Origin of the sequence: Sphingopyxis sp. MG (assembly GCF_002953155.1) — a bacterium.
Taxonomy (GTDB): Bacteria; Pseudomonadota; Alphaproteobacteria; order Sphingomonadales; family Sphingomonadaceae; genus Sphingopyxis; species Sphingopyxis granuli.
In genome coordinates this window covers 1,588,895-1,605,342 of the sequence record NZ_CP026381.1, presented here as the reverse complement: position 1 = coordinate 1,605,342, position 16,448 = coordinate 1,588,895, and the positions used below count along the sequence as shown (strand labels likewise).

Here is a 16,448-nt window from a genome sequence, read left to right as displayed (position 1 = left end):
AGGGCCGCTCTTTTCTTTGGCGCCGCAAAAGAAGGGCGGTGCTTCGACAAGCTCAGCACGAACGGACGATGGAGTGTCTCAGATTTAACGCACCCCGCTCTGGATTGCCGCGTCGCTTCGCTCCTCGCAATGACGGAGCTAAATCACCCCCACACGCGCACGCGCTTGTCGGGCGCGAGGTAGAGGGCATCGCCTTCCTTGACGTCGAACGCCTTGTACCACGCGTCGAGGTTGCGAACGGTCAGTGCGCGATACATGCCCGGCGCGTGGCCGTCGGTGGCGACGCGCTGGCGCAGCGCCTCGTCGCGCATCTTGGTCGCCCAGGTCTGCGCATAGGCGATGAAGAAGCGCTGGTCGCCGGTGAAGCCGTCGATCACCGGCGCGTCCTTGCCGTTCAGCGACGCATGATAGGCGTCATAGGCGGCCTGGAGCCCCGCGACGTCCGCGATATTCTCCCCCAGCGTCAGCTTGCCGTTCACCGCGAGGTCGGGAAACGGCTTGTAAGTGTCGAACTGCGCCGCGAGCGCCGCGCCCGCTTCCTCGAACTTCCTGAGGTCGGCGGCCGTCCACCAATTGCGCAGCGCGCCGGTCGAATCGAACGCCGCGCCGTTGTTGTCGAAGCTGTGGCTGATCTCGTGCCCGATCACGGCACCGATCGCCCCGTAATTATAGGCGGGATCGGCGGCCGCGTTGAAGAAGGGCGGCTGCAGGATCGCGGCGGGGAAGTTCAGCGCATTCTGCACCGGCAGGTTGACCGCGTTGACCGTCTGCGGCGTCATCCACCATTCGGCCTTGTCCATCGGCTTGCCGATCTTGGCGAGCTGGTGGACATATTCGGCCTTTTCGCCCGCGATTTCGTTCGCATAGGCGTTGTCGGCGCTGATCGTGTAACTGCCGTAATCGCGCCACGTCTCCGGGTAGCCGACGCCGACGACGATCGTCTCGACCTTCTTGATCGCTTCCTTCTTGGTTTCGGGGGCCATCCAGTCGATCGCGCCGACGCGCTTCGCGAACGCCGCCTTGATCCCCTTCACCATGTCGCCGACCTCGGCCTTCGCCGACGCCGGGAAATATTTCTCGGCATAGACGCGGCCGACCGCGTCGCCGAGATATGTGTTCAGCGCGTCGAGCGCGCGCTTGTCGCGGCTGCGCTGCTGCGGCGTGCCGAAAAGCGCCGTCCCGTAGAAAGCGAAATGCGCCGTGTCGATCGCGCTCGGCAGCACCTCGGCGTGACTGTTGATCTGGTGGAACGCCAGCCAGTCCTTCCACGCATCGAGCGGCTCCGACGCCACGAGCGCCGACAGGCCGGTGATCGCCTTCGCATGATAGGCGCCGAACTTCGCCGCCTTGTCGAGACCCGCCGCCGCGAAATAAGCGTCCCAATCGATGCCCGGCGCCTTCTTCGCGAAGTCGGCCCGCGTCCATACGTCGGCGGATCTGGTGAAATCCTCGCTGGCCTCGCGCGTCGCATGGGCGCGCGCGATCTTGACCTCGAGATCGTAGATGCGCTTCGCCTTCGCCGCGGCGTCCGGCTGCCCCGCCGCGGTCAGCAGCTTGGCAATATAGGCCTGATATTGCGTGCGCAGCGCGGCCATCTTCGGATCGGCCGACAGATAATATTCGCGCTCGGGCAGCCCGAGCCCGCCCTGCAATATATAGGGAATGACGTCGCCGGGGGTCGCGAGGCCCTGCGTCACGAAGATGCCGAACAGGTTTTCGGTGTTGAAGTCGGTCGCGTTGAGCGGATCGACGTCGGCGCGCGTCTGTTGGCCCAGCACCTTCGCCAGCGCCGCCTTGTCGCCGATCGCCGCGAAGCGCGCGAGGTCGGCCTCGACCGGCTTCATCCCCGCAGCGTCGATCGCGTCGGTGCTGACATAGGCCTTGTAGAAAGCGGCGATGCGGCCGGCGTCGCTGTCCGCATCCCCGCCCCGCTTGACGGTCGCGTCGACCAGTTCGCGCGTGCGCTTCTCGGTTTCGAGGAAAGCCGTATAGAAGGCGCCGGTCGACGAGCGGTCGGCGGGAATCTCGGTGGTCTTCTGCCAGTTGCCGTTCGCATAGGCATAGAAATCGTCGCCGGGCTTGACGCTCGTGTCCATCGCCGCCTTGCTGATGCCCAGCTCGGTGCCGACGGTGTAGCTCGCCTCCTGCTTGTCGCCGCCCTTCGAGCAGGCGACGGGCCCCGCGACGATCGCGGCGGTGGACAGGAGAAGGACGAAGACGGTTTTTCTCATGGAAGCGGCCTTGCTTGTTGGGGGTCGGTCGAGAGGCATAAGCCTGCGGCCAGCCGGTTTCAATGCCAACCAAATTCGGCCTGCGGTCCTTCCCAACCGACGAACGGCGGGATAGGCCGACACGCCTGCAAAGGAGAGAGACGAAGGTGAGCGCACCGGTTCTGGGAACGATGGTCAATGCGGACGGCGACGCATTCCGCGCCAATGCCGCGCACAACCGCGCCTTGCGCGACGCGCTTCGGGCGCGCGTCGCCGCGGCGGCACGGGGCGGGAGCGAGAAGGCGCGCGAGCGCCACACGAGCCGCGGCAAGCTGCTGCCGCGCGAACGCGTCGAGCGGCTGCTCGATCCGGGCTCGCCCTTTCTCGAGATCGGCCAGCTCGCCGCATGCGACATGTATGGCGGCGATATCGCGGGCGCCGGGATGATCGCGGGCATCGGCCGCGTCGCGGGACGGCAGGCGATGATCGTCTGCAACGACGCGACGGTGAAGGGCGGCACATACTATCCGATGACGGTCAAAAAGCATCTGCGCGCGCAGGAGATCGCCGAGGCGAACCGCCTGCCGTGCATCTACCTCGTCGACAGCGGCGGCGCGAACCTGCCGCATCAGGCCGAGGTGTTTCCCGACCGCGACCATTTCGGCCGCATCTTCTTCAACCAGGCGACGATGTCGGCGAAGCGCATCCCGCAGGTCGCCTGCGTGATGGGAAGCTGCACCGCGGGCGGCGCCTATGTCCCCGCGATGAGCGACGAGACGGTGATCGTCCGGGACCAGAGCACGATCTTCCTCGCCGGCCCGCCGCTGGTAAAGGCCGCGACGGGCGAGGAGATCAGCGCCGAGGAACTGGGCGGCGGCGACCTGCACGCGCGCAAATCGGGCGTCGTCGACCATCTCGCCGAGAATGACGAACATGCGCTGACGATCGTGCGCGATATCGTCTCGACCTTCGGCGTCGAGCAAGGCTTCGAAGTGGCGATGAAGGACCCGCGCCCGCCAAAATATGACGCCGAGGAACTGTACGGCATCATCCCGCAGGACGTGCGCGCGCCCTATGACGTGCACGAGGTGATCGCGCGCATCGTCGACGGCAGCGAGTTCCACGAATTCAAGGCCGCCTATGGCACGACGCTCGTCTGCGGCTTCGCGCATATCTGGGGCATTCCGGTCGCGATCCTCGCCAACAACGGCGTGCTGTTCAGCGAAAGCGCGGTGAAGGGCGCGCATTTCATCGAACTGGCGCAGCAGCGCCGCATCCCCCTGCTCTTCCTCCAGAACATCAGCGGTTTCATGGTCGGCGGCAAATATGAGGCCGAGGGGATCGCCAAGCATGGCGCGAAGCTCGTCACCGCGGTCGCGACCGCGACGGTGCCCAAGATCACCGTGCTGATCGGCGGCAGCTTCGGCGCGGGCAATTACGGCATGTGCGGGCGGGCCTATTCGCCCCGCTTCCTGTTCACCTGGCCCAATGCGCGGATCAGCGTGATGGGCGGCGAGCAGGCGGCGAGCGTGCTGGCGACCGTCCACCGCGACGCCGACACATGGACGCCGGAAGAAGCCGAAGCCTTCAAGGCGCCGATCCGCCAGACCTACGAGGACGAGGGGAATCCCTATTATGCGACCGCGCGATTGTGGGACGACGGCATCATCGACCCCGCCCAGACGCGCGACGTGCTGGGACTGGCTTTTGCGGCGACGCTGAACGCCCCGGTCGAGGACCGCGGGTTCGGCGTGTTCAGGATGTGATTGCTATGGCATTTCAGCCGCTCGGTTATCGATTTGAAATCACCTCCGCACTTTCGCTGGGAGAAGCGAAACGCAGGATTCGTCGGGAAAAGATGGGATGGTTCGATTCGAAAAATGGCGCGCGAGGCTGGATCATCGGTCCCTTTCTTTGCCTTTGGCAAAGCGCTTTTGACCGGCATGGACCAATGGTTTTGGGATTCATAAGACATGACGGTATAAAAACCAAAATCGTTGGACGAGCCGGTGCCGACTTGAACGGAACCGCGCTGTTCCTGTTTCTTACGCCGCTAATGGCATGGCTGACCTTTCAGATGGCCCGTTACGGACAGGGGTCGACGGGATCGTATGTGGTCATCGGTCTCCTCTTTGGTATTGGTCTGCCTTTAACCCTGTGGATCAATTCTAAGGACCGCCGCGAAGCGGACGCGCTGGTGCATTTCGTCCGTAGACAGTTGGCACCGACGGATAAGAATGTTCGGAGTTCGGCGCATTCATCGCCTACCCAATCCCGTTCCGTGCGCCTGATCGTAAACGGTATCGATCGCACTCAAGTATCCGCTGATGAATTACACGGCGCCATTGCGGCCCTATCGATCGGCGATTTCGCAGTTCTGGAGCGGGCATCTGAAGATTATATGCAGGTCCTCTCGAAAGAGAGCGAATTCATCCTGCAGAAGCGCGAGGGTAGCGCCGGGCGTCATTTCCAAGCGATCCTACCAAAAAGCGACTTCGACCAATATCAAGAATACGACGATAGCCTGGCGCAAATCACCGCCGTGATGACAGCCTATCTCCATCGACGAATCTCCAGCTCCGAACCCAACTGGATACGCATCACGCCATGATTAACTCCCTCCTCATCGCCAATCGCGGCGAGATCGCCTGCCGTATCATCCGCACCGCGCGCGAGATGGGCATCCGGACCGTTGCGGTCTATTCGGATGCCGACGCCAAGGCGCTGCATGTGCGCGAGGCCGACGAGGCCGTGCATATCGGGCCATCGCCGGCGCGCGAATCCTATCTGGTCGGCGAAAAGATCATCGCCGCCGCGAAGGCGACGGGGGCCGAGGCGATCCATCCGGGATACGGGTTCCTGTCCGAGAATGCCGAGTTCGCGCAGGCGGTCATCGACGCCGGGCTTGTGTGGGTCGGGCCGAAGCCGTCGTCGATCACCGCGATGGGACTGAAGGACGCCGCCAAGGCGTTGATGGCCGATGCCGGGGTGCCGGTGACGCCGGGCTATATGGGCGCGAACCAGGACCCCGCCTTTCTCGCCCAACAGGCAGCCGAGATCGGCTATCCCGTCCTCATCAAGGCGGTTGCGGGCGGCGGCGGCAAGGGAATGCGCAAGGTGGACTGCGCGGCGGACTTCGCCGACGCGCTCGCCTCGTGCCAGCGCGAAGCGGCGGCGTCGTTCGGCAACGCCCATGTGCTGATCGAGAAATATATCCTGACCCCGCGCCATATCGAGGTGCAGGTGTTCGGCGACACGCACGGCAATGTCGTCCACCTGTTCGAGCGCGACTGCTCGCTCCAGCGCCGCCACCAGAAGGTGATCGAGGAAGCCCCCGCCCCCGGCATGGACGACGCGACCCGGCAGCAGCTTTGCGCCGCCGCCGTGCGCGCGGCCAAGGCTGTCGATTATGTCGGCGCGGGCACGATCGAGTTCATCGCCGATGCGTCGGAAGGCCTGCGCGCCGACCGCATCTGGTTCATGGAAATGAACACGCGGTTGCAGGTCGAGCATCCGGTGACCGAGGAGATCACCGGCGTCGACCTCGTCGAATGGCAGCTTCGCGTCGCATCGGGCGAGCCGCTGCCGCTGACGCAGGACGATCTTGCGATCGACGGCTGGGCGATGGAGGCGCGCCTCTACGCCGAGGACCCGGCAAGGGGCTTCCTTCCTTCGACCGGCCCGCTCGAACTGTTTCAGCTGCCCGACCATATCGGCCGGGTCGATACCGGCGTCCATGAAGGCGCGGACGTTTCGCCCTTCTACGACCCGATGATCGCCAAGCTGATCGCGCACGGCGACGACCGCGAGGCGGCGCGCGAGACACTGTCGGAGATGCTGGAGGACAGCGCGGTCTGGCCGGTCAGGACCAACGCGGCCTTCCTGATCCGCGCGCTCGATCATCCCGATTTCGTCGCGGGAGCGATCGACACCGGGCTGATCGGCCGCGACGGCGAAGCGATGGCGGCCGCGCCGGAGCCCTCCGCCGCGGCGCTGACCAAGGCCGCGATGGCGATGGTGCCGCGTTCGTTGCAGGCAGGCTTCCGCCTCAACGCCCCCGACGTGCGTAGTGCGCCCTTCCTGCTCGACGGGAAGCGGGTTGACGTGGCGCTCCACGGACCCGGCACCGACGAACCCGCACCCGCGATGCTCGTCGCCGAAGCGGGGGCCGTATGGCAACTCACCCCGTGGCGCGTCGAGGGGGGCGCGGGCGGCGCGGCAAGCGATGGCGCGATCCTGTCGCCGATGCCCGGCAAGATCATCGCGGTCGCCGTCGCCGCCGGCGAGCCGGTGACGAAGGGACAGAAACTGCTGACGCTGGAGGCCATGAAGATGGAACACAGCCTGATCGCGCCTTTCGATGGCGTGGTCGCCGAACTCAACGCCACGCCGGGGGCGCAGGTGCAGGTCGAGGCGCTGCTCGCGCGGATCGAGCCGGCCGGATGAGCGATCTGGTCCTGCGCGATGCGACGACGGCGGACCTGCCCGCGATCCTGACGATGCTTGCAGAGGAAACGATCCCGGCGAACCGCGAAGCCGACCCGACGGACCCGCGCTACCTGGCCGCGTTCGAGGCGATCGAGGCCGACCCGAACCAGCGGCTGATCGCGGCCGAGCTGGACGACCGCGTCGTCGGAACGATGCAACTGAGCTTCCTGCCGGGGCTTTCCTTCATCGGAAGCTGGCGCGGACTGATCGAGGCGGTGCGCATCGTCGCCGACCTGCGCGGGCAAAGGCTGGGCGAACAGATGATCCTGTGGGCGGTGGACCAATGCCGCGCGCGCGATTGCAAGCTCGTCCAGCTCACTTCGTCTGCTACACGCACCGCCGCGCACCGCTTCTACGCCCGCCTTGGCTTCGTGCAGAGCCACGTCGGCATGAAATTGCACTTGAGGGACTGACAATGGCAGGACGATTTTTCGACGAATGGAGCATCGGCGACACGCTGTCGCACGATATCCGCCGCACGGTGACCGAAACCGACAATCTGCTGTTCACGACGATGACGCATAATCCGCAGCCGCTGCATCTCGATATCGAGGCGGCGAAGGCGTCGGAATTCGGGCGGATCCTCGTCAACGGCACCTTCACCTTCAGCCTGATGGTCGGCCTGTCGGTCGGCGACACGACGCTCGGCACGCTGGTCGCCAACCTCGGCTACGACAAGCTGGTGATGCCGAAGCCGGTGTTCCTCGGCGACACGCTGCGCGCGACGAGCGAGGTGATCGGCCTGCGGGAGTCCCAATCGCGGCCGAATGCGGGTATCGTCACCTTCCTCCACCGCTGCCTCAACCAGCGCGACGAGATCGTCTGCCAGTGCGAACGGTCGGCGCTGATCAAAAGGAAAGGCCCCTGATGCGTCTTCGTTCGCTCCTCTTCGTTCCCGGTGACAGGCCCGAACGCTTCGCCAAGGCGGCGGCGTCGGGGGCCGACGCGATCATCCTCGACCTCGAGGATTCGGTGTCGCCCGCGAACAAGGAGGCCGCGCGCGCCGCGGTGGCCGATTATCTGGCGGGAGAACGCGAGGTCATCACGCTCGTCCGCGTCAATCCGCTCGACGGGCACATGACCGCCGCCGACGTCGCCGCGATCGCGGCGGCGCGGCCCGATGCGATCATGCTGCCCAAGGCGGAAGGCGCACCGGCGATCGCGCAGCTCGACACGATCCTGCGCAGCGAAAGTCCGGCCGGCGCCTCGCTGCCGCCGATCCTGCCGATCGCGACCGAAACGCCCGCCGCCATCTTCACGCTCGGCAGCTATCGCGAGGTCGGCGCGCGGCTGATCGGCCTGACCTGGGGCGCCGAGGACCTGCCCGCCGCAATCGGCGCGGCGACCAGCCGCGAGGCCGACGGCGATTATACCGACCCCTATCGCGTCGCGCGCGCGCTGACCCTGTTCGCGGCGCACGGCGCCAGGGTCGCGGCGATCGACACGGTGTTTCCCGCGATCAGCGACGCGGACGGGCTGGCGGCCTATGCGGCGCGCGCGCGGCGCGACGGTTTCACCGGCATGATGGCGATCCACCCGGCGCAGGTGGCGCCGATCAACGCCGCCTTCACCCCTTCCGCCGAAGAGGTCGCGCGCGCGCAGGCGATCGTCGATGCCTTCGCGGCCAATCCCGGCACGGGCGTGCTGCAACTCGGCGGCAAGATGGTCGACGCGCCGCACCTGAAACAGGCGCGGCATATCCTGTCGCTGGCCGACTGACCCACGGCTTTCCTTCATCGCGAAGCGAGGGGGCAGGAAGCGCGGCTATCCTAACCTTCGTCCTGCTGAACCTGTTTCGGCATCCATGGCCCGCGCTCTCGCCCGTCGCCCCTTTTGGACAGGTGCCGTTCCCCGGCGAAAGCCGGGGTCCATATGGCATGGCGCTGCTCCGCGTGGGCCCCGGCTTTCGCCGGGGAACAAGCCCTTCCGTGAAAGGGAGCACCTCTGTCTGAAGGATATGTACGCCAAACAAGTTCAGGGTGACAAAAGGTCAGAAGCGTGCCGACCGAGGGGGAGGTTGCTTCGTCGCCACGCTCCTCGCGATGACGATCGTCTATTTGAACGGCCGGTGGCGCTTCATCCACGCCTTGCCGCGGTGCCAGCTTTTGCGGAGGCCGCGCTCGGTCAGGCTTTCGAACATGGCGTCGGGGCTCGTCGGGTCGAGCAATTCGTTCTCGGCGATATATTCGTCGAGCGGGCCGGGCGCGATCAGGTCGAGCCATTCGAGCGAGCGGCCGTCGCCGCGCAGCGCCTCGACGGTCTCGATCAACGATCCGGTGCGGTCGAAGGCGCGCGCGACGTCGTCGCGTTCGACGCCCAGATGCTCGGCGATCAGCGATTCGCGCAGGCGCCGGATCGTCGGCCCGACGTCGCGATTGGCGGGTAGCGCGGCGTCGATCGTCACGTCGCATTCGCTGTCGAGCCCCATCGAGCGATTGTTGAGGTTGGCCGATCCGACACGGATCAGCCGGTCGTCGACGATCGCGGTCTTGGCATGGACATAGATGGGATCGCCGCCCTCGGTATGCGGAACATAGATGCGCAGCCGGTCGCCGTGCTTCGCCTTGGCGATCTCGCGCACCAGCTTCGCGCGCGCGGCATCCATCGCCATCTGTTCGAGCCAGCCGTCGGCCTGTTTCGGCATCACCAGCACGAATTCGGGCGGATCTTCCTCGTTCAGCCGCTCGGCGATCGCGGCGGCGATCTTGCCGCAGGTGAAATACTGATTCTCGAAATAGATGAAGCGCTTCGCACCCGCGATGAGGTCGAGATAGAGCTGCTCGATTTCGCGTATCTCGGGATAGCCGTCATATTCGGCGCGGGTGCGCGAGATGGCGACATCGACGTCGCGGAAATCGGGTTCCAGCCCCTCGGGCCACGGCTCGCCCGCGCCGCTCAGGTCGCGTAGCGGCTTGTTCGTCGCGCGCTGCCAGCGTTCGTTGCCGAGTTCGGCCAGCGCCTCGCCGACGGGTCCGGCGAGGATCATCGTCGAATCGTGCCAGGGCATATAGGGCTTGCCGTCGGGGGTCGTGCGGTGTGGGTCGGCGTCGGCGTGCGCGCGCGTGTCCCAGCGCCGTGCGCCGACATCGATGCCGCCGCACACCGCGAGATGATCGTCGAACACCGCGACTTTCTGATGATGGCTGCATCCCACGGGATGCGCGCTGTCGAGCCGGAAGCTGATCGATCGCGTCACCTTCCAGCGCAGCACCATCGTGAAGATGCTCGGCATCGCGAGCTGCTTGAGGCCGCCGAAATTCCAGCGCAATATGTCGATGTCGCGGTCGGGGCAGTTTTTCGCCAGCCGCAACATGTAATGGCCGAGCGCCTCGCCGCTGCCGTCGTCATCGGGGGTCAGCGCGATCCGCGGGTCGAAATCCCAGCCGATCAGCAGGATGCGCTCCTTCGCATCGGCCATCAGCCGCGCGAGCAAGGCGTAATAATCGGCGGCATCGACGATCATCCGCGCCCTGCGCGCCCGCGCGATACGCCAGCAATTGCGCCCCTCGGCGACGATCGGGGTCAGGTCGGCCGCGCTCATCGCCATCGCCACGCACGACGGCGGCAATGGTTGCGCGCGCCCATCGTCAGGCCCCGACGAACTGCTCCGGCGTCAGCGCCATCATCGCTTCGCTGCCCGCCTCGATCTTGCGGCGCAGCGCCCCCGCGTCGGGGATGAAGCGTTCGCCGAAATGGCGCGCCGTGACCAGCTTGGCTTCGAGGAAAGTGGTGTCGCCGCGGCCTTCGTCCAGTGCCTTCTGTGCCGCCTCAGCGATGCGCAGCCACATCAGCCCCAGAGCGACGATCCCCATGATGTGCATATAGTGATGCGCGCCCGCGCCGACATTGTTGGGGTTGGCCATGCCGTTCTGCATGAACCACATCGTCGCGGCCTTGAGTTCGCCGTTCGCCTTTTCGAGGCGCCCGGCGAGGTCGGCAAGCGGCCCGTCCTTCGCCGCGGCGCATTCGGCGTCGACGATTCCGAAGAAGGCCTGTACCGCCCGCCCGCCGTTCTGCGCGAGCTTGCGGCCGACGAGGTCCATCGCCTGCACCCCGTTGGCGCCTTCGTAGATCATCGTGATGCGGGCATCGCGGACATATTGGGACATGCCCTGTTCCTCGATGTAGCCGTGCCCGCCGAACACCTGCTGCGCGTTGACCGCGACGTCGAATCCCTTGTCGGTGCCATAGCCCTTGATCACCGGGGTCAGCAGGCTGATCAGGTCGTCGGCCTGCTGGCGCTCCGCCTCGCTCTCGGCGGCGTGCGACAGGTCGACCTGCAGGGCGCCCCACAGGCAGAGCGCGCGCAGGCCCTCGACCACCGCCTTGCCATCCATCAGCATGCGGCGCACGTCGGGATGGACGAACAGCGGATCGGCCTTTTCCTGCGGGTCCTGCGGGCCGGTGAGCGCGCGGCCCTGGCGCCGGTCCTGCGCATATTGCACGGCGTTCTGGAACGCGATGTCGGCCTGTCCCAGTCCCTGGATGCCGACGCCGAGGCGCGCCGCGTTCATCATCACGAACATCGCGGCGAGCCCCTTGTTCTCTTCGCCGACCATCCAGCCCTTCGCGCCGTCGTAGTTCATCACGCAGGTCGCGTTGGCGTGGATGCCCATCTTGTGTTCGATCGAACCGCACGACAACGTGTTGCGCTCGCCCAGCGCGCCGTCCTCATCGACGAGGAACTTGGGCACGATGAACAGCGAGATGCCCTTGACGCTGTCGGGCGCATCGGGGGTCTTGGCGAGGACGAGGTGGACGATATTGTCGGTCAGGTCGTGCTCGCCCGACGAGATGAAGATCTTGGTCCCGGTGATGCCGTAGCTGCCGTCGCCGTTCGGCACCGCGCGGGTGCGGATCAGGCCGAGGTCGGTGCCGCAATGCGGCTCGGTCAGGTTCATGGTCCCGCCCCACTCGCCCGAGATCATCTTCGGGACATAGACGGCCTTCTGCTCATCCGATCCCTTGACGAGGATCGCCGCGACCGCCGCCTGCGTCAGCCCCGGATACATGGCGAAGGCCTGGTTCGCCGCCATGCGATATTCCTCGACCGGAAAGCCGACGACGTGGGGAAGCCCCTGCCCGCCGAACGCCTCCGGCTGGGTCAGCAACGTCCAGCCGGCCTCGCAATAGGCCTTGTACGCGTCCTTGAACCCTTCGGGCGTCGTCACGCTGCCATCCTCGTGACGCGTGCAACCCTGCTGATCGCCCGAATAGTTGATCGGGAAAAGCACTTCCTCGCAGAATCGTCCGGCCTCGGTCAGCACCGCTTCGACCATGTCGGGGGTCGCGTTGGCGAAACCGGGAAGCCCGGCATAGCGTTCGATGCCGAGCACCTCATTCAACAGGAACAGCGAATCCTTCACGGGGGCGCGATAGACGGGCATGGGTCATCTTTCCGAAAGTCAGGTTGGCAACAATGTCCGTCCCGGGGAGGGTTTCAGTCGGCCTTTTCGCCTTGATCGACCTTTTTCACCGTATCAATGAAGCGCGTCAACTCCTCGACCGCGCTGTCGATGTCGTCACGCTGACGACGCAACAGCGAGATGCGCTCCTGGCATTTCTCGATCGTCACCTGTCGCTGCAGCCTGCGGCCGTCGCCGACGTCGTATAGGTCGATCATCTCGCGGATGTCGGCGAGGCTGAAGCCGGTACGCTTGGCGCGCAAGATCCACGCCAGCCGCGCGCGGTCGCGCTTCGAATAGATGCGCGACAATCCCTTGCGCGACGGACTGATGAGTCCTTCGTCCTCGTAAAAGCGCAGCGCGCGCGCGGTCACGCCGAATTCGGTAGAAAGATCGGTAATGCTATATTGCTCACGCCCCAGATGATCGGGCGTGTCGATATGGGCGTGGCCGTATTCTTCGGTCATGCGGGCAAGACTAGTTTCCGTTGACGTGAACGTCAAGGGCAGCAGGCGGGGTGGAGAGCCCACGAGTCAGCGATCGCACGGCCGGAACCTGTTGCCGTCTTTTCCGGCGATCTGCAAGCGTCTCGCATCCTCTTCCGACCAGCTCGCGCGCGGGAGGCGGAGACCGGCGAGCGAAGCGCGCTCGGGGCAGAGATTGTCGCATTGCGGCGGCAGGCGTCCGGGAAGGGCCAACTCGTCATCCTCCTCGCGCACCGCCACGTCGCACCCCGGCGTCCCGGCGAACGACAGGCGCCACCGCCCCTCGCCTTCCGCCGCGCGCACGAGCGTTCCCTTCGTCGTGCAGGAAAGGCCCGGACCGAAGGCGGCGGTGAGCGCGAACCGCCACCGCCCCGGTCCGTCGGGCACCACGCACATCGCGTCGCGGCCCAGATCGTGGGCGCGCTCGAACACGCCGGCGGGCTCGCTCGCCTCGGCCCGGACGATACCGCGTTCGCGCGCCGCCCGTTCGAGCGGGTTGCGCGTGTCGATCGCGGCCTCCCCGTCCCCCGGCGGCGGCGAGCCGCATCCGGCAAGCAGTGCCAGCGCGCCGAACAGCAGGCCGTCAGCCCTGCGCATCGTCGTCCAGAAAGGTCAGGCCGCCGTCGGCCTCGACCCGGCGATAGAAGCACGACCGGCGCCCGGTGTGGCACGCGGGTCCCGCCGGACGCACGCGAAGCAGCAGCGCGTCCTGATCGCAATCGACACGCATCTCGACGACCGTCAGCCCGTTGCCCGAGGTTTCGCCCTTGCGCCAGAGCGCCTGCCGCGACCGCGACCAGAAATGCGCCTGCCCGGTCGCGCGCGTCCGCGCGATCGCCTCCTCGTTCATATGCGCGACCATCAGCAGGGTCGAACGATCGGCATCGACGACGATCGCGGTCAGGAGGCCTGCGGCGTCGAAGCGCGGCAGGAAACGGTCGGTTGCATCGCGGGACAGGTCCATGAAACGGCGCTTTAGAGCAGGATCGGCGGGGCTGTCACCCCACCGCGGCCCGTCCGGACGGCCGGAAGGCGAAATGAGGGGGCGACATTTGCCATTGCCGCTCCTATATGCGCGGCAGTCCCAGCCCCCTGCCCCCGGATTGACATGCTGACGACCCATCCTTTCGACGACGACAAGCTCCGCGAGGAGTGCGGCGTCTTTGGCATCCATGGCGCCGACAGCGCCGCCGCGGTCGCCGCGCTCGGCCTGCACGCGCTGCAGCATCGCGGACAGGAAGCCGCCGGCATCACCGCCTTCGACGGCCGCGATTTCCATACCCACCGCGCGATGGGCCATGTCGCGGGCAATTTCGACCGCGACGACATCATCCGCCAGCTTTCGGGTGCCGCGGCGATCGGCCATGTCCGCTATTCGACGACGGGCGAGACGGCGCTGCGCAACGTCCAGCCGCTGTTCGCGGAGCTTGCCACGGGCGGCTTCGCGATCGCGCACAACGGCAATATCTCCAACGCCATGGCGCTGCGCAAACAGCTCGTGCGGCGCGGCGCGATCTTCCAGTCGACCAGCGACACGGAGGTGATCATCCACCTCGTCGCCACCTCGAGCTATCGCACCCTGCTCGACCGCTTCATCGACGCGCTGAAGCAGGTCGAGGGCGCCTATTCGCTGATCGTGCTGACGGCGGAAGGCATGATCGGCTGCCGGGACCCGCTCGGCATCCGGCCGCTCGTCATCGGCCGGCTGAACGACGCCTATATCTTCGCGTCGGAAACGGTGGCGCTCGACGTCGTCGGCGCCGAATTCGTCCGCACGGTCGAGCCGGGCGAACTGGTGATCGTACGCGACGGCGAACTCATCTCGCACCACCCCTTCGCCAGCCATCCGGCGCGGCCCTGCATCTTCGAATATGTCTATTTCTCGCGCCCCGACTCGATCGTGGACGGCACCAGCGTCTATTCGGTGCGCAAGGCGATCGGCGCGGAACTGGCGCGCGAGAATCCGGTCGATGCCGACCTCGTCATCCCGGTTCCCGATTCGGGCACGCCCGCCGCGATCGGCTATGCGCAGGAGTCGGGCATTCCCTTCGAACTCGGCATCATCCGATCACACTATGTCGGGCGCACCTTCATCCAGCCGAGCGACAAGGTCCGCCACCTCGGCGTCAAGCTGAAGCACAACGCCAACCGCGCGCTGATCAACGGCAAGCGGGTCGTGCTGATCGACGATTCGATCGTGCGCGGCACCACCAGCCTCAAGATCGTGCAGATGATGCGCGATGCCGGCGCCGCCGAGGTCCATATGCGCATCGCGAGCCCGCCGACCTCGCACAGCTGCTTCTATGGCGTCGACACGCCCGAGCGCGCAAAGCTGCTCGCCGCGCAGATGACGGTTGGACAGATGGCGAATTTCATCAATGCCGACAGCCTGGCCTTCCTGACCATCGACGGCCTGTATCGCGCGCTCGGCGAAGCGCGGCGCACCGACGCCTGCCCGCAATATTGCGACGCCTGCTTCACGGGCGATTATCCGACCACGCTGACCGACTTCGACGAGAACAGCCTGGAAGATCAATTTTCACTGCTTGCCGAGCGGGTTGTCTGACGAAATGACCAAAACATCCGAAGAACTGGCGGGGCAGGTCGCGCTCGTCACCGGCGCGAGCCGCGGCATCGGCGAGGCGATCGCCTATTCGCTCGCGCAGCGCGGCGCGCATGTCGTGATCACCGCGCGCACCGCGGGCGGGCTCGAGGAGCTGGAGGATCGCATCCATGCCGCGGGCGGCAGCGCGACGATCGCGCCGCTCGACCTGACCGACGGCGACAGCATCGCGCGGCTGGCGAGCGCGATGGCCGAACGCTGGCAGCAGGTCGACATGCTGGTGATGAACGCCGCGATGCTCGGCACATTGACCCCCGTCGCCGCGATCGACGGCAAGGAATTCAACCGGCTGCTGACGCTGAACCTGATCGCGCAGCAGGCGCTGATCGCCAATTTCGACCCGTTGCTGCGCCGGTCGGCGAACGGCCGGCTGCTCGCGCTGTCGACCGGCGTCGCGCGGAACCCGCGCGCCTATTGGGGCGCCTATGCGGCGTCCAAGGCGGCGTTCGAGACGCTGGTGACCTGCTATGGCGCCGAAATGCGCAACATCTCGACCGTGCGCACCGCGATCCTCGACCCCGGCGGCACGCGCACCCAGATGCGCGCCCGCGCCTATCCCGGCGAGGACCCGCAGAGCATCAAGGACCCGGCGGCGGTCGGCGAATATGTCGCGCAGCTGATGATCGAGGGCTTCGACAGCACCGCCTACCATACGCTTCCCAAGGTGATGGAAGAGGCTTAACGCGATCTTTGCTTTCCTGTGGCAACAGGCTTGCTCGACAGGACCAATTCGCAAAGGCATCGGGAATGAGCAGCAACATCCTGCGTTCGGCGATCGCGGCCGTGGCCGGCATCGTCATCGCCTTCGGCCTGATCTGGCTCGCCCAATATGCGGGCAGCGAATTGTCGCCCGATGTCTATGATCCGCAGACCGGCGAAGTGCTGATCCCGGTCGGTTCGACCGTCGCGCTTCTCGTCGGCTGGTTCGTCGGCACCTTCGCCGGCGGCTGGGTCGCGATGCGCGTGTCGGGCGGCGCGGGCGCGGGATGGATCGTCGCGGGCGCGGTGATCGGCGCCGGCGTCTATCGCGCGGTCACGCTCGCCGATGCCTGGTGGATCATGCTGCTCGGCATCTTGATCCCGATCGCCGCCGCATGGGCCGCGCAACGCGCCACCGCCGTCGCGGCGCCCTGATCCGCGGCCCCGGTGAGCGCCGGGAATACAGCATGACGCCTTGGAAGGAATCGTCATTGCGAGCGGAGCGAAGCAATCCAGGGCGGTTTACGCCTGCTCTGGA

15 protein-coding genes are annotated in these 16,448 nt (G+C 66.2%); 9 read left to right on the top strand and 6 right to left on the bottom strand.

Annotated features, from left to right (window positions below):
- Positions 1–143: 143 nt before the first annotated feature.
- Positions 144–2,231, bottom strand: coding sequence for a M13 family metallopeptidase (locus tag C3E99_RS07400; RefSeq protein ID WP_076075504.1), 2,088 nt, complete (start codon positions 2,229–2,231; stop codon positions 144–146).
- 146 nt (positions 2,232–2,377) lie between these two features.
- On the opposite strand from C3E99_RS07400, the gene C3E99_RS07395 reads away from it, so the two are divergent.
- Genes C3E99_RS07395 through C3E99_RS07370 form a run of 6 tightly spaced genes read left to right on the top strand, consistent with a single transcriptional unit; the run spans position 2,378 to position 8,417 of the window.
- A complete protein-coding gene (locus C3E99_RS07395; protein WP_076075506.1) occupies positions 2,378–3,976 on the top strand; it encodes a carboxyl transferase domain-containing protein in 1,599 nt (532 codons plus the stop codon).
- Positions 3,977–3,981: 5 nt separating this feature from the next.
- Positions 3,982–4,821, top strand: coding sequence for a hypothetical protein (locus C3E99_RS07390; protein WP_158682193.1), 840 nt, complete (start codon positions 3,982–3,984; stop codon positions 4,819–4,821).
- Positions 4,818–6,656 carry an acetyl/propionyl/methylcrotonyl-CoA carboxylase subunit alpha gene (locus C3E99_RS07385; RefSeq protein WP_104959636.1) on the top strand — a complete coding sequence of 613 codons (1,839 nt, stop codon included), beginning with the start codon at positions 4,818–4,820 and terminating at the stop codon, positions 6,654–6,656. The genes C3E99_RS07390 and C3E99_RS07385 overlap by 4 nt, the downstream gene beginning before the upstream one ends.
- On the top strand, positions 6,653–7,111 hold the full coding sequence (locus C3E99_RS07380) for a GNAT family N-acetyltransferase (protein WP_076075509.1): 459 nt from the start codon (positions 6,653–6,655) through the stop codon (positions 7,109–7,111). The genes C3E99_RS07385 and C3E99_RS07380 overlap by 4 nt, the downstream gene beginning before the upstream one ends.
- Positions 7,112–7,113: 2 nt before the next feature.
- A complete protein-coding gene (locus tag C3E99_RS07375; RefSeq protein ID WP_067109911.1) occupies positions 7,114–7,566 on the top strand; it encodes a MaoC family dehydratase in 453 nt (150 codons plus the stop codon).
- Positions 7,566–8,417: an HpcH/HpaI aldolase/citrate lyase family protein gene (locus tag C3E99_RS07370; RefSeq protein ID WP_076075511.1), complete on the top strand. Its 852-nt coding sequence runs from the start codon at positions 7,566–7,568 to the stop codon at positions 8,415–8,417. Before C3E99_RS07375 ends, C3E99_RS07370 begins: the two co-directional genes overlap by 1 nt.
- Before the next feature lie 334 nt (positions 8,418–8,751).
- On the opposite strand, the gene C3E99_RS07365 is transcribed toward C3E99_RS07370, so the two are convergent.
- From C3E99_RS07365 to hisI, 5 genes are all read right to left on the bottom strand, one after another.
- Positions 8,752–10,239, bottom strand: a complete 1,488-nt coding sequence (locus tag C3E99_RS07365) for a phospholipase D-like domain-containing protein (protein WP_076077859.1) — start codon at positions 10,237–10,239, stop codon at positions 8,752–8,754.
- A 46-nt stretch (positions 10,240–10,285) separates the two neighbouring features.
- On the bottom strand, positions 10,286–12,085 hold the full coding sequence (locus C3E99_RS07360; protein ID WP_104959635.1) for an acyl-CoA dehydrogenase C-terminal domain-containing protein: 1,800 nt from the start codon (positions 12,083–12,085) through the stop codon (positions 10,286–10,288).
- A gap of 53 nt (positions 12,086–12,138) precedes the next feature.
- Entirely contained in the window at positions 12,139–12,570 is a 432-nt protein-coding gene (locus C3E99_RS07355; RefSeq protein ID WP_067109923.1) for a MerR family transcriptional regulator, read from the bottom strand.
- Between the two features lie 66 nt (positions 12,571–12,636).
- Positions 12,637–13,185 (bottom strand): hypothetical protein, encoded by a 549-nt coding sequence (locus C3E99_RS07350; RefSeq protein ID WP_076075514.1) that lies wholly within the window; start codon positions 13,183–13,185, stop codon positions 12,637–12,639.
- Entirely contained in the window at positions 13,172–13,552 is a 381-nt protein-coding gene (gene hisI, locus C3E99_RS07345; RefSeq protein ID WP_076075516.1) for a phosphoribosyl-AMP cyclohydrolase, read from the bottom strand. The genes C3E99_RS07350 and hisI overlap by 14 nt, the downstream gene beginning before the upstream one ends.
- 144 nt (positions 13,553–13,696) lie before the next feature.
- Here hisI and purF point away from each other — a divergent pair, with 144 nt between their 5' ends.
- From purF to C3E99_RS07330, 3 genes are all read left to right on the top strand, one after another.
- Positions 13,697–15,154: an amidophosphoribosyltransferase gene (gene purF / locus C3E99_RS07340; protein ID WP_076075518.1), complete on the top strand. Its 1,458-nt coding sequence runs from the start codon at positions 13,697–13,699 to the stop codon at positions 15,152–15,154.
- Between the two features lie 4 nt (positions 15,155–15,158).
- Positions 15,159–15,893: an SDR family NAD(P)-dependent oxidoreductase gene (locus C3E99_RS07335; RefSeq protein WP_076075521.1), complete on the top strand. Its 735-nt coding sequence runs from the start codon at positions 15,159–15,161 to the stop codon at positions 15,891–15,893.
- Between the two features lie 65 nt (positions 15,894–15,958).
- A complete protein-coding gene (locus C3E99_RS07330) occupies positions 15,959–16,345 on the top strand; it encodes a hypothetical protein (RefSeq protein ID WP_076075524.1) in 387 nt (128 codons plus the stop codon).
- Positions 16,346–16,448: the final 103 nt, after the last annotated feature.

What these genes read in the sequence shown, in the direction of transcription:
- purF (WP_076075518.1), top strand. Translation starts at nt 13,697, where the DNA reads ATGCTGACGACCCATCCTTTCGACGACGACAAGCTCCGCGAGGAGTGC.
- C3E99_RS07355 (WP_067109923.1), bottom strand. Translation starts at nt 12,570, where the DNA reads ATGACCGAAGAATACGGCCACGCCCATATCGACACGCCCGATCATCTG.
- C3E99_RS07360 (WP_104959635.1), bottom strand. Translation starts at nt 12,085, where the DNA reads ATGCCCGTCTATCGCGCCCCCGTGAAGGATTCGCTGTTCCTGTTGAAT.
- C3E99_RS07365 (WP_076077859.1), bottom strand. Translation starts at nt 10,239, where the DNA reads ATGAGCGCGGCCGACCTGACCCCGATCGTCGCCGAGGGGCGCAATTGC.
- C3E99_RS07380 (WP_076075509.1), top strand. Translation starts at nt 6,653, where the DNA reads ATGAGCGATCTGGTCCTGCGCGATGCGACGACGGCGGACCTGCCCGCG.
- C3E99_RS07375 (WP_067109911.1), top strand. Translation starts at nt 7,114, where the DNA reads ATGGCAGGACGATTTTTCGACGAATGGAGCATCGGCGACACGCTGTCG.
- C3E99_RS07390 (WP_158682193.1), top strand. Translation starts at nt 3,982, where the DNA reads ATGGCATTTCAGCCGCTCGGTTATCGATTTGAAATCACCTCCGCACTT.
- C3E99_RS07335 (WP_076075521.1), top strand. Translation starts at nt 15,159, where the DNA reads ATGACCAAAACATCCGAAGAACTGGCGGGGCAGGTCGCGCTCGTCACC.
- C3E99_RS07400 (WP_076075504.1), bottom strand. Translation starts at nt 2,231, where the DNA reads ATGAGAAAAACCGTCTTCGTCCTTCTCCTGTCCACCGCCGCGATCGTC.
- C3E99_RS07350 (WP_076075514.1), bottom strand. Translation starts at nt 13,185, where the DNA reads ATGCGCAGGGCTGACGGCCTGCTGTTCGGCGCGCTGGCACTGCTTGCC.
- hisI (WP_076075516.1), bottom strand. Translation starts at nt 13,552, where the DNA reads ATGGACCTGTCCCGCGATGCAACCGACCGTTTCCTGCCGCGCTTCGAC.
- C3E99_RS07385 (WP_104959636.1), top strand. Translation starts at nt 4,818, where the DNA reads ATGATTAACTCCCTCCTCATCGCCAATCGCGGCGAGATCGCCTGCCGT.
- C3E99_RS07330 (WP_076075524.1), top strand. Translation starts at nt 15,959, where the DNA reads ATGAGCAGCAACATCCTGCGTTCGGCGATCGCGGCCGTGGCCGGCATC.
- C3E99_RS07370 (WP_076075511.1), top strand. Translation starts at nt 7,566, where the DNA reads ATGCGTCTTCGTTCGCTCCTCTTCGTTCCCGGTGACAGGCCCGAACGC.